The following is a 13,227-nucleotide window of genomic DNA, read 5'->3' as shown; positions in this document are numbered from 1 at the left end:
ATGCCTCTACCCACACCTCCCACACTCCCCACACCTCCCACACTCCCCACCCCCTATTTTCCCTAACTCAAAAATATTATTCCGTCAACACTTCTCATTTTTCAGTAAAGTGTAAGTATATAGACCCCAAAAGCAATTATTAAAAATTCTAGAACCATGAGTTTATCCCTAAAGCAGCTGACCGTTTATCTGACATTGCTGGGCTTGGGCGGAGGTGCAGGGGTTTTGGGTAGTCGCTATCTCATGGCAGAGCAAGAGGTAATCAGACGCCCACAAATCGTTCCAGCAGTATTACAACCATTCACGCCACAACGATCAACAGTTACACCCCAGAAAAACCTGAATTTCATTGCTAAAGCGGTAGAAAAAGTAGGTCCGGCAGTAGTGAGAATCGATGCCGCCCGTCAAGTATCACGGGATATCCCACAACCCTTCCAAAATCCCTTCTTTAGGCGCTTTTTTGGGGAAGACCTGCCCATGCCACAACCGCGCATCGAGCAAGGCACCGGCTCAGGGTTTATCCTCAGCTCCGATGGACGCTTGATTACCAATGCCCACGTTGTAGAAGGCACAGAGGAAGTTAAAGTCACCCTAAAAGACGGTCGCAGCTTTGACGGTCAAGTCGTGGGCACTGACCCAGTGACCGATGTAGCCGTAGTCAAAATTGAAGCAACGGACTTGCCCACAGTCAACTTGGGTAAAGCTGAGAATTTGACCCCAGGAGAATGGGCGATCGCTATTGGTAATCCCCTCGGTTTAGATAATACTGTAACCGTCGGTATCATCAGTGCCTTAGGGCGCTCCAGTTCCCAAGTCGGGGTTCCTGAAAAACGGGTCAGCTTTATCCAAACTGATGCCGCCATTAACCCTGGTAATTCTGGTGGTCCCTTGTTGAATGCCACTGGTGAAGTAGTTGGGATTAATACCGCTATTCGAGCCAATGCCCAAGGCTTAGGGTTTGCGATCCCCGTGGAAACTGCGGAACGGATTGCCAATCAACTATTTTCTAAAGGTAAAGTTGAGCATCCTTACCTAGGCATTCAGATGGTGACCTTGACCCCAGAGTTGAGAGAAAAAATTAATCTCGACGAAAACTTTGACATTAAAGTCAACCAAGATGATGGGGTTTTAATCGTCCGGGTGGTGCCAGGCTCCCCCGCCCAGAGAGCTGGTTTCAAATCAGGAGATATCATTAAAACCGTTGCGTCGAAAGCAGTTAAAAATGCCACTGAGGTTCAGCAGGGTGTAGAAGCCTCAGAAGTTGGTGCCCAGTTAGAGGTGGAAGTGCTTCGTAACGGTAAGACCAAATTAATCAGCGTCCGACCAGGGGCTTTTCCTATGGAAAATTGATGATAATAGAGGGAGTAGGGAGTAGGGAGTAGGGAATCGGGAATCGGAACCCACCCCTAACCCCTCCCAGGAGGGGAACGGGAATCGGGAATCGGGAGTCGGGGAAGTTGATTCAAGAAATAAGGCGATTTTTATAATAAATGTGATAAGTGTGATATAATAGCAAATCAAGATAGTTGAATGAATTGATTGTGACTAGGTGGGCAGTAGCTAGCTACAGGATTAGCAAGCTGAGTTAATCGGTCTGTGTACTGCCCACCCTACATCTCCTACATCTCCCGACTCCCGACTTCCTCTGCGTGTAAAAAATCAATAAACTGTCGTGCTGTCCTACCAGAGAAACCATTGGCTCGGATTGCCCACTGTAAGGCACGACGTCTGATTTCACTAGGCTCAAGGGGGATTTGGGCTAGGGTAGCTAAATGTTGGACAATCTTCAAGTAGGTTTTCTGGTCAGCTTTCTCAAAGGTTAAGGTTAAGCCAAAGCGATCGCTAAACGAGAGTTTCTCGTGAACCGTATCCCAACCATGGACTTCTTCATTGCTAGGACGGGGACGGTCATCAAAGAATTCTCGAATCAAGTGTCGTCGATTAGAGGTAGCATAAACCACAACATTGTCAGGTCGTGCCGTTAAATTCCCTTCCAACATTACCTTTAAGGCTTTGTAGGAATCATTATCCTCTTCAAAGGATAAATCATCGATAAAGATAATAAATTTTTGAGGCTGGTCTCGCAATTGCTCGGTAATTACCGGTAAATCAATCATCTCTGATTTCGGGACTTCAATAATTCGCAATCCCTGCTCACCGTATTCATTTAACAACGCCTTGACCAAAGAAGACTTACCTGAACCGCGACTACCGTAAAGTAATACATTCAGGGCTCGGTAGCCTTTCAGCAGAAACTCTGTATTCTTAAGCAATTGCGTCCGCGCCAATTCATAGCCCACCAGCTCACTGAGTCTAATCGGATCTGGATTGGCAATACCAAACAACTGACCCGATTGCCAACGAAACCCCTGATAGTCAGCAAAAAGTCCAGTCCCAAACTCTCGATAGTATGCTGCGATCGCTTCCAAACCATCAGCCCAATCCTCTAAATTGTTTAGTTTAGCTTGCAGCTCCCCTTGCCATCGAGTACGTTTATCACTCTGGTCAGCTCCCGACCTGGATTGACTTGACTCACAATTCCAAGGCACCAGTTCAACCGGTAAAACAGATGCTCTTTTGACCCACTTACAAAGTTGTTTACTGCTGCACTGATAGATATTTTGTAAAGCTTGTAAGTCATGACGAGCTGCCTCTACCAATGCTGGCGGTAATGTTTCTAATTCAGAACCTTGAACTTGCCTGGTAAAGGAATTATCAGCCCTCAGGATTTGCCTAAACAGATAATCTTGCCAACTTTGGTTTTTGTTAGCTAACCCTTGAAACCAGTCACCATAAGCTTTTAAACAACTGATGTCATCCACATCACTGTTCACCATAGCTTCTAATAGTTTCAAAAACGCTAAACCTACTCCTTCACTCAATACTGATTGATAAACTAGCAAAGATGCAGCTTGGTAGCGGAGGTATTGAATTGAATCAATCGTTTGTTTATCCACAATAGGGTTTTCAGTTGGGTAAGGTTTTTAGGGAGCAGGGAGTAGGGAGTAGGGAGTAGGGAGTAGGGAGTAGGGAATCGGGAATCGGGAATTCATAAGAGGCAAGAGGCAAGAGGCAAGAGGCAAGAGGCAAAAGTTTCTTTAAGTTGGATTTTTTATGGTTTAAAAATGTCACATATAAACTACTTTAAAGATTTACTAATTTGGCCAAAAGTACTGATAACCCTATTTTTAATAAACTCTACTAACTGACGACTATTCCCTCTAGCCCTTTGCCTTTTGCCTAGACTTTAGCTACTAATTTATCATATAGCAATCCGTGTCGTAATTGTGAGAATTTTTTTCCCTATTCCCTATTTCCTATTCCCTATTCCCTATTCCCTAACCCCTCCGAGGAGGGGTTAGGGGTGGGTTCCGACTCCCTACTCCCTACTCCCTACTCCCTAAAATCCAATAAACAAAAGGTTGATGAGCATTTTATCACTCATCAACCTTGATTAGACTTTGGCCAGGGATCAACTATAAGCTATCAGCTATCAGCTAATGGGCAAGCTACAGGAACAGTTTTTGAATAAAACAAGCTGACCGCTGACCGCTGACTGCTGTTCGCGTAGCGTGCGTGGCACAGGCTTCTAGCCTGTGAGGTAGCGCATATGCTTACCTAAACCCCTACTTGCTTTCAGAAAACTCAGCGTCAATGACATCATCACCGCCAGAGCTACCAGAAGCAGCAGCATCAGGACCTGGTGCGCCAGCATCAGTAGGCTGAGCAGCCCCCTCAGCTTGTTGATAGAGGTTAGCACTAACACTGTAGAGAGCTTGTTGTAACTCAGTGGTCAGAGTCTTGATTTTCTCATCATCCTCTTGGCCAATTGCCTCTCGCAGGTCTTTGATCAACCCTTCGATCTTCTCCTTATCAGCTGCTGGCAATTTATCATCGAGTTCTTTAATCTGTTTCTCGGCCTGGTAGGTCAGAGAATCAGCTTGGTTCTTACGGTCAATCTTCTCACGACGCTCTTGGTCAGCCTCTGCATTAGCTTCAGCATCCTTCACCATCCGGTCTACTTCCTGATCGGATAGGGTGGACGCACCAGTAATGTTGATCGACTGTTCCTTACCAGTGCCCTTGTCCTTAGCGGTAACATTAAGGATACCGTTGGCATCAATATCAAAGGTTACCTCAATCTGAGGCACGCCACGGGGTGCAGGGGGAATTCCATCCAATCGGAAAGTTCCCAAGCTCTTGTTGTCAGAGGACATTTCCCGCTCACCCTGAAGAACATGGATTTCTACGTTGGTCTGACCATCCACAGCAGTAGAGAAGGTTTCTGACTTCTTGGTGGGGACAGTGGTGTTACGGGTAATCAGTTTGGTCATCACGCCACCGAGAGTTTCCACACCCAAGGACAAGGGGGTGACATCCAACAGTAGGATATCCTTGACTTCACCAGCCAATACACCACCTTGGATAGCAGCACCTACCGCTACCACTTCATCGGGGTTAACGGTCTGGTTAGGATCCTTGCCAAGTACCTTCTTGACCACCTGTTGCACTGCAGGGATCCGAGTAGAACCACCAACCAAGACCACCTCATCAATGGCACTCTTGTCGAGTTTGGCATCCTTGATAGCATTTTCTACCGGAATGCGGCAACGGTCGATTAAGTCAGAGCAAATATCTTCAAACTGACCCCTAGTCAAGGTCATATCCAGGTGCTTAGGCCCTTCTTGGGTAGCGGTGATGAAAGGCAAGTTAATGTCAGCTTGCATAACGCTAGACAACTCAATCTTGGCTTTCTCTGCGGCTTCAGTCAGACGTTGTAGAGCTTGCTTGTCCTTACGTAGGTCAATCCCTTCTGCGCTTTGGAACTCTTTGGCTAGGTGATCAACAATTTTCTTATCGAAGTCATCACCACCGAGGTGAGTGTCACCGGAGGTAGCTAACACTTCAAACACCCCGTCACCTACTTCTAGAATAGAGACGTCAAAGGTACCACCACCCAAGTCAAACACTAGGATAGTTTCGTTGCTCTTCTTGTCTAAACCATAAGCCAGAGACGCTGCAGTCGGTTCGTTGATAATCCGCAGCACTTCAACACCAGCAATCTTACCCGCTGCCTTAGTAGCTTGACGCTGGGAGTCATTGAAGTAAGCTGGCACAGTAATTACCGCTTGGGTAACGGTTTCCCCAAGATACTTGCTAGCATCATCAACCAGCTTGCGTAGCACCTGAGCTGATATCTCTTCTGGCGCAAATTGCTTTCCTTGAGCTGGGCTATCTAGCTTGACATTATCACCAACCTTGAGAGTTTTGTAAGATACTTCGGTAGCCTCGTTGGTGACTTCACTGTATCTACGTCCAATGAAGCGTTTGACTGAATAAAAAGTGTTTTCGGGGTTCATCACCGCCTGACGCTTAGCAATTTGACCGACTAAGCGATCGCCATTTTTGGCATAAGCTACGACTGAAGGGGTTGTCCGAAAACCTTCTGCATTAGCAATAACCGTGGGTTTACCACCTTCCATTACTGCTACGCAGGAGTTTGTTGTACCTAAGTCAATTCCAACAACTTTTGCCATAAGAGTGTTCCGGGTGCGTATAACTACAAATACTGGTAGGGTAGGAGAGGATTAGAGAATTATCCGTCAGATTGGTTCAAGGAATAACCGTTGCCAGTTTTTATACCATCGGTTGGATTACCATTATTTATACTGAACTTGATTTGCCAGTCTAATGAAGGGTGGTTTCCCGAACCTAAGATGGGACGGTTCTCTATTGATTGAACCTCCCCAACCTAAGAGGATGGGGATTCCCAGGCACAACCAACTAAGTGGCTGTTAACTCCATGGGCGTAACTTTCCCTCGTTCCGGGGGTAGCCGGGTAGGATTGATACCCAGTTTTTTCGTTTATTAACGCCATTGAGGGTAAAATTCATCCCCGACCTAAGAGGACGGGGATGAATTTTACCCTGGCCAAAGGCCACGCTACGCGAACAAACTCCCCTCTTCGATAACCGATTATCTACTGATTTTCTCGGTCAAGGGGCAGCAGGAAAGAAAAAAGTTATGGTTAATCAGCGCCATTTTCGATTAGGTGTGATAGTCGGAACATAGGGAAGATCACCGAAGTTGGGGAAGAATCCACCCAGAGTTCTGATTTCCGTCACGTTTCAATTAGGACTGCTATGGTCAAAACCCATGTCTGCTTTTTTCCTTATCCGTTTTTCTTGCCTTGCCTGTGTCTAATTTACGAAAATTAACTGCTGTTGGGATTGGTGTGAACCGTAAAAAATCAGTTGTGTTTGCCGTCTTGAGAGTAGTGGAGGAAACTGAAACCGGGTAGGGAGTAGGGAGTAGGGAGTAGGGAATAGGGGTAAGAAACTTGACTTTACCTGATAAGTATGATCAGCTAAGTATAATCAGCACTATAGTATCTTTAAAGCATCAATTATCTATTAATAAGGGCGATCACGACGGAAACAGCACCATTACCCATGCCAGTTCTATCTCCACAATTACAGCAACGGTTAGCGTCACCCCTTAAAATTGGCTCGGTTGAGGTCAACAGCCGGGTTTTACAGTCACCCCTGTCTGGAGTAACCGACTTGGTGTTTCGTCGCCTAGTGCGTCGCTACGCCACTGAGTCGATGATGTATACCGAAATGGTTCATGCTAGCCAGTTAAAGTATCTCCGAGAATTGCCCAAGATTATGGAGGTAGACCCATTAGAAAAACCGATCAGTATCCAATTATTCGACTGTCGCCCGGACTTTCTGGCTCAAGCAGCACAAAGGGCAGTGGCAGAAGGGGCAGATACTGTGGATATCAATATGGGTTGCCCTGTTAATAAAATTACTAAAAATGGTGGCGGGTCTGCCTTACTGCGAGATCCAGAAACGGCGGAAGCAATTGTACGATCAGTAGTCAAGGCAGTGGAGGTACCTGTAACAGTCAAAACCCGTATTGGCTGGACTAATCAGGAGATCAATGCGGTAGAATTTGCCCAACGTATGGAAGATGCCGGGGCTCAGATGTTGACCCTCCATGGCCGTACTCGTGACCAAGGGTATAATGGCTCGGCTCGCTGGGAATGGATTAAGCGGGTAAAAGATGTGCTGTCTATCCCAGTGATTGCTAATGGGGATATTTTGTCCGTCGATGCAGCAGTGCGCTGCTTGGAAAAAACCGGTGCTGATGGGGTAATGTGTTCTCGGGGAACCCTGGGCTATCCCTTTCTAGTCGGAGAAATAGACTATTTTCTGAAAACCGGACAACTGTTCCCCCCAACCACACCCGTACAACTGCTTGAATGTGCTAAGGAGCATTTACAAGGTCTATGGCACTATAAGGGGGAGCGGGGTATTTATCAGTCCCGGAAACACATGAGTTGGTACGCGAAAGGGTTTCCTGGAGCAGGGGAATTGCGTCAGAAACTCAGTAGAATAGAGACGGTTGAGCAAGGAGTTGAGTTGATTGAAAATGCGATCGCTAAACTTCATCCATAAGCAATCAGCCGTCAGCCGTCAGCCGTCAGCTGATAGCTGATAGCTGATAGCTGATAGCTGATAGCTGATAGCTGAATCCTTACCTTCATCGAGATCAACCGCAATTGTTAATGAAATAGTCTTTTTTTCCAGTATTTGACGGTTTGACACTCCCCGTCCTATAAGAACGGGGATTCTTGGATCAACGACTCGTCTTGCGTGGGCCAGCCGGAACCAGGAAGAGTAGAGGACAAATCTCCCCGAGCGTTTAGATCATTTCAGATCCAGGTTCCGGTGTGCCCCACCGTACCTTTTTTTTATATTAGATAGATAGGTACTTTTTTTTATCTAAATTTTTCGGCAGACGTTTAAGTCGTTAGACCAAATTACGCAATATGTATCTGATACATATTTTTTACGTTGTCTACTTATGGTTAGATAGTATCTATCTAGTCTTTTATATTTTTCTTTTAGCACACCTATCACAAACTGTCAAGATAAAGTTTAAATAAAAGCCGTCCTATAAGGACAGGGCGCGATTACCCAAAATTTTTGGTAATATCTTATGACGTCTTGTTATCACCAATCTTGCTAGATAGTATAATTGTATGATACTATAGGTAGAATTTTTTGTTCAAATTTAGGAGGATTAATTTAGTATGACCCAAGTGGTTGTCGGTGAAAATGAAGGTATTGAGTCAGCCCTGCGTAGATTTAAGCGACAAGTATCTAAAGCAGGAATTTTTGCTGATATGAAGCGTCTACGGCACTTTGAGACTCCCATTGAAAAGAAAAAGCGCAAAGCGATCGCTCGCAGACGCAAGCGTCGTTACCGCTAAACCTTCAATCCACTGTCAACACTCCCCGGTCATGAGACGCGGGGTTTTTTGGTTGACTTACTTGCCATCACCTGACCGGTTTAACCAACCACAGTAAGGGAATCGGGAATCGATAACATAGATTTGGTATGGGATACGGTGACTTACAGCAATTCCAACAACTGGGATTCACTTAATTGGCTAATTCCTAATTCTTTAGCCTTTTCTAACTTAGCCGTCCGGCAAAATTCATCCCACATCTCAATGCGTAGCATGAGTGTGGGATGAATTTTGCACTGGGTCTTTTGGTATTGGTAGGCGAGCTATGAAGCTTCTTACGTTCCTCAGATGGAGTCATACCCCTCCGCTCGGCCTCTTGTCTTAACTGCCTTTTTTCAAAATCAGTCAATCTGACTACTAGTTTTTTGTATTTCAATTTTTGGGCTATTCTGGGTTTGCAATTGGTCACCCACATGCTAGCATGGTTTTAGGTCGATAGACAGGAGAACAGTAAAGTGATATCAGCTTACCAGTACAAGTTGCGACTAAACAAAAATCAAATAGCCAAGATCGAAAAATGGCTTGATATGTTGCGTTGTCAGTACAATTACTTGTTAGCTGACAGATTTAATTGGTATGAGCGGAATCGCTGTTCTATTAACTCCTGTCCACTAACCTGCTATCTACCAGAACTAAGAAAAAAACCAGACTATTTTTCTCAGAAAAAGACACTACCTGGACTAAAGAAAAGTAGACCCTGGTATGCAGAAATCCACTCTCAGGTCTTACAAGACTGTGTAAAGAGGGTAGATCTGGCTTTTAAGCGGTTTCTGAAAGGAGACTGCAATGGCAACAGGAGCGGAAAACCAAGATTCAAGAGTAAGAGCAGATACCGCTCTTTTACTTTTCCATCCTTGTCTAAAAATCCAGTTAGCGGCAATATTCTGACCCTACCAAAATTTGGTAAGGTCAAGATGATATATCACAGACCAATCCCTGATGGATTCACAATTAAGACCGCCACGATAACCCGAAAAGCCGATGGTTATTACGTTACCCTGTTGATTCAAGATGACTCTGCACCGGAGATTATCCCGATCAACAGTGTCACTAATCCTGTCGGGATTGACATGGGTCTTAAGTCTTTCCTTATCAAATCTGACGGTACCGAGGTACCCATCCCTCAGTACTACCGAAAAGCTCAAAAACGGCTAAAAAAAATTCAGAAAGCCGTTAGCCGCTCCAAGAAGGGAAGCAACAACAGAAAAAAGGCTGTTCTTAAATTGGGAAAGGCTCACAAAAAGGTAGCTGATACCAGGAAAGACTTCCATTTTAAGACCGCGAAAGACTTACTAGACAATCACGATCTAGTGGCTCATGAAAAATTAAACATTAAGGGTCTGGCTAAGAGCAAAATGGCCAAGTCAGTTTTAGATGCTGGTTGGGGTCAATTTCTGTCAATCTTATCAGTCAAAGCCGAGATCGCTGGACTGGCCACGAAAGCAGTGAACCCCCGAAACACCAGTCAGAACTGTTCTAATTGCGGCAAAAAAGTTCAAAAAAAATTAAAAGACCGCATTCATTCTTGTCCTCACTGTGGATACACGGAAGACCGGGACGTGAATGCGGCAAAAAATATATTGAAGTTGGCGGTGGGGCATCCCGTCCGAAGTAAAGCTTACCGAGTATCCGAACCAATAGGTGGAGTTGGTAAGAAGCCTACACTGAATCTGAAAAGATCAGTGTAGGAGTATGTCACAACCAGCATCTTCCCCAACCACCAAATAATCAGTTTTGGCACTAACGGCACTAGTAACTTTACCACCAGCGTTTTGAATCAAGTCTTTCGCGTCACTACGCTTAAGGGTAGGCAAGGTGCCAGTAATCACAAAGGTTTTTCCGGTTAATGGTTGGATTTTATATAGCGCTATAGTTTAAGGTGATCCTTATAACTGTAAACCCGCTTCTCGCAATCGATCAATCAAGGTCTGGTTGCTGGAAATCTGAAACCAATCCCAGACAGACTGAGCAATTTCTGATCCAATGCCGTAGATTCCCTCAATATCGGGGATTGTTGCTTGAGCCAACTGCTCAATGGTAGGGAAAGTCTGGGCAAGGTTTTTAGCCTTGACACTACCCACATGACGAATCCTTAACCCATAAAGGACTCGTGACCAAGGTTGAGTTTTGGATTTTGCGATCGCATTTAGCAGCTTTTGGGCTGACTTATACCCCATACGCTTCAATGACACCAGCTGCTCTAGGGTTAAATCATAAAGGTCAGCAACGGATGTGACTAAGCCTTGGTCTACCAATTGTTCGACAATCTTTTCCCCCAAACCATTAATATCAAGAGCATCACGACTTGCCCAGCGGGTCAGAGGTCTCTTGTCAATCGACTGTAAACCTGCCTCTCGCAATCGATCAATCAAGGTCTGGTTGCTAGAAATCTGAAACCAATCCCAGACAGACTGAGCAATTTTTGGTCCAATGCCGTAGATTCCCTCAATATCGGAGATGGTTGCTTGAGCCAACTTCTCAATGTTAGGGAAAGTCTGGGCAAGGGTTTTAGCCTTGTCACTACCCACATGACCAATCCCTAACCCATACAGGACTCGTGACCAAGGTTGGGTTTTGGATTTTGCGATCGCATTTAGCAGCTTTTGGGCTGACTTATACCCCATACGCTTCAATGACACCAACTTCTCTAGGGTTAAATCATAAAGGTCAGCAACGGATGTGACTAAGCCTTGGTCTACCAATTGTTCGACAATCTTTTCCCCCAAACCATTAATATCAAGAGCATTACGACTTGCCCAGTGGGTGATAGTTCCCTTCACAATCGCAGGAAACTTCTGGGTAAATCTTAATAGCTGGGATTCACGTAATTGGGTAATTCCTAATGCTTTAGCCTTTTCTAACTTAGAACCAGGATCTTTCCCAACCACCAAATAATCAGTTTTGGCACTAACGGAACTAGTAACCTTACCACCAGCGTTTTGAATCAAGTCTTTCGCTTCACTACGCTTGAGGGTAGGCAAAGTGCCAGTAATCACAAAAGTTTTTCCAGTTAAGGGTTGGGGTTTATCTAGCGCTATATTGTTCTGGGAGGCTGCTAACTGTAAACCTGCTTCTCGCAATCGAGTAATCAAGGTTTGGTTGCTGGAAATCTGAAACCAACCCCAGACAGACTGAGCAATTTCTGGTCCAATGCCGTAGATTCCCTCAATATCGGTGACGGTTGCTTGAGCCAACTGCTCAATGGTAGGGAAAGTCTGGGCGAGGGTTTGAGCATTGACACTACCCACATGACGAATCCCCAACCCATACAGGACTCGTGACCAAGGTTGAGTTTTGGATTTTGCGATCGCATTTAGCAACTTCTGGGCTAACTTATGCCCCATACGCTCCAATGACACCAGCTGCTCTAGGGTTAAATCATAAAGGTCAGCAACCGATGTCACCAAGCCTTGGTCTACCAATTGTTCTACAATCTTTTCCCCCAAACCATTAATATCAAGAGCATTACGACTTGCCCAGTGGGTGAGAGTGCCCTTAACAATAGCAGGACAAGATGAATTAATACAGCGAGTCACTGCTTCACCCTTAGGACGCACCAAGGGTTGATTACAAACAGGGCAATGGGTAGGCATCTCGAAGGGTTTAGCATGATCAGGACGTAACTCTGGTAAGACACGTACCACCTCCGGGATAATTTCCCCCGCTTTCCGTACAATCACCGTATCCCCAACTCGCAAATCTAATTGGGCAACATAATCACCATTGTGTAGGGCAGCCCGTTGTACTGTTGTCCCTGCCAATTGCACTGGTTCTAAAATAGCCAAGGGTGTCACTGCTCCGGTGCGTCCCACATTAACTGTAATTGCTTCCACACGACTGGGAGCTTCTTCAGCCGGATATTTCAGAGCAATCGCCCAACGAGGAAACTTCTGGGTAAACCCCAATTGTTGTTGTATCGGGAAAGCATTAATTTTCACCACTACCCCATCGGTCAGGTAAGGTAAATCTTTCCGTTTCGCATCCCAATGATTGTAATAATCCTGAACATCTTGTAGGGAAGCACAACATTGGCGATGGGGATTCACCGGAAAACCAAGCTTTTGCAGCAAATCTAGAGCATCCCATTGGGAATTGGGCATTGGGATGGTGTACTCCTCACTACTATCCTGATTCGGAATATGTAAGGTATAAGCAAAGAAAGCCAATTGCCGTTTAGCAACAATTCGAGGTTCTAATTGGCGCAACGTACCAGCAGCGGCATTACGAGGATTAGCAAATAATGGCTCACCTGCTTGTGCTCGTTCCTGATTAATCCTCTCAAATACATCCAGAGGTAAGAATGCCTCACCACGCACTTCTACTAAAGCTGGCAGTTGGTCTAGATTTTCGTCTAGATTAAGTTGATCTAGATTCAGCCGCAAAGGAATGGAGCGAATAGTGCGGACATTCTGAGTAATATCTTCTCCTGTGGACCCATCACCCCTGGTCACTCCCCGCACTAAAATCCCATTTTCATAGGTCAGTGCTAATGCTGAACCGTCAATTTTCAGTTCACAAACGTATTCAGTATTGAGTCCTGAGTCTTGGGAAATATCACCAGAAATATGACGCTGCCATCGTTCTTGCCATTGATTAAATTCCTCAAGGTTAAAGGCATTATCCAGACTATACAGTGGGATATTGTGGCGCACGGAAACAAAACCAGTAGCTGGTTTTTCTCCTACCCGCTGGGTTGGACTATCAGAGGTTACTAACTGAGGATACTCTGTTTCCAGCTCTTGCAGTTCCCGGTAGAGTTGATCGTAGATGGCATCTGCCATGATGGGATTGTCGAGGACATAGTAGGCATAACTAGCGTTTTGCAACAGTCGCCGCAGTTCCTGAACTCGCTGGTTTACGTCGGGGGTTACTGGTGCCACAGGGGTGATTATCCTTGATGGAGATTG

The 13,227-nt window shown here is 45.4% G+C and carries 8 protein-coding genes and 3 pseudogenes; 4 read left to right on the top strand and 7 right to left on the bottom strand.

Annotation, left to right across the window (positions count from 1 at the left end; all coding sequences use genetic code 11):
* The first annotated feature begins 156 nt into the window (after positions 1-156).
* Complete coding sequence (locus tag F6K53_RS02510; protein ID WP_293063857.1) at positions 157-1,350, top strand: HhoA/HhoB/HtrA family serine endopeptidase; 1,194 nt, start codon at positions 157-159, stop codon at positions 1,348-1,350.
* Here the strand turns inward: F6K53_RS02510 and F6K53_RS02505 are convergent.
* The 4 genes from F6K53_RS02505 to dnaK form a co-directional block, all read right to left on the bottom strand.
* Entirely contained in the window at positions 1,309-1,521 is a 213-nt protein-coding gene (locus F6K53_RS02505; RefSeq protein WP_293063859.1) for a hypothetical protein, read from the bottom strand. The two genes, F6K53_RS02510 and F6K53_RS02505, sit on opposite strands and share 42 nt — an antisense overlap.
* A gap of 98 nt (positions 1,522-1,619) precedes the next feature.
* The gene (locus F6K53_RS02500) at positions 1,620-2,957 is read right to left on the bottom strand and encodes an ATP-binding protein (protein WP_293063861.1); all 1,338 of its coding nucleotides are present in this window, start codon (positions 2,955-2,957) and stop codon (positions 1,620-1,622) included.
* Between the two features lie 10 nt (positions 2,958-2,967).
* Positions 2,968-3,132: a hypothetical protein gene (locus F6K53_RS02495; protein ID WP_293063864.1), complete on the bottom strand. Its 165-nt coding sequence runs from the start codon at positions 3,130-3,132 to the stop codon at positions 2,968-2,970.
* 494 nt (positions 3,133-3,626) lie between these two features.
* On the bottom strand, positions 3,627-5,537 hold the full coding sequence (gene dnaK, locus F6K53_RS02490) for a molecular chaperone DnaK (protein WP_293063867.1): 1,911 nt from the start codon (positions 5,535-5,537) through the stop codon (positions 3,627-3,629).
* A gap of 915 nt (positions 5,538-6,452) precedes the next feature.
* Between dnaK and dusB the strand changes: the two genes are divergently transcribed.
* The 3 genes from dusB (at position 6,453) to F6K53_RS02475 (ending at position 10,008) form a co-directional block, all read left to right on the top strand.
* Positions 6,453-7,463: a tRNA dihydrouridine synthase DusB gene (gene dusB / locus F6K53_RS02485; RefSeq protein ID WP_293079810.1), complete on the top strand. Its 1,011-nt coding sequence runs from the start codon at positions 6,453-6,455 to the stop codon at positions 7,461-7,463.
* A 638-nt stretch (positions 7,464-8,101) separates the two neighbouring features.
* A complete protein-coding gene (rpsU, locus tag F6K53_RS02480; RefSeq protein ID WP_008186741.1) occupies positions 8,102-8,281 on the top strand; it encodes a 30S ribosomal protein S21 in 180 nt (59 codons plus the stop codon).
* A 494-nt stretch (positions 8,282-8,775) separates the two neighbouring features.
* A complete protein-coding gene (locus tag F6K53_RS02475) occupies positions 8,776-10,008 on the top strand; it encodes a transposase (protein ID WP_293024434.1) in 1,233 nt (410 codons plus the stop codon).
* A gap of 12 nt (positions 10,009-10,020) precedes the next feature.
* Here F6K53_RS02475 and F6K53_RS02470 read toward each other — a convergent pair.
* From F6K53_RS02470 to ligA, 3 pseudogenes are all read right to left on the bottom strand, one after another.
* A pseudogene (locus tag F6K53_RS02470) lies at positions 10,021-10,632 on the bottom strand (helix-hairpin-helix domain-containing protein); the annotation flags it as partial.
* A gap of 66 nt (positions 10,633-10,698) precedes the next feature.
* A pseudogene (locus tag F6K53_RS02465) lies at positions 10,699-11,100 on the bottom strand (helix-hairpin-helix domain-containing protein); the annotation flags it as partial.
* A gap of 27 nt (positions 11,101-11,127) precedes the next feature.
* Positions 11,128-13,200: pseudogene (gene ligA / locus F6K53_RS02460) on the bottom strand (NAD-dependent DNA ligase LigA); the annotation flags it as partial.
* Positions 13,201-13,227 lie beyond the last annotated feature (27 nt).

The organism is Moorena sp. SIO4A1 (assembly GCF_010672065.1).
Lineage (GTDB): Bacteria > Cyanobacteriota > Cyanobacteriia > Cyanobacteriales > Coleofasciculaceae > Moorena.
The sequence above is the reverse complement of the archived record's forward strand: the minus strand, read 5'-3'. Positions and strand labels throughout refer to the sequence as shown.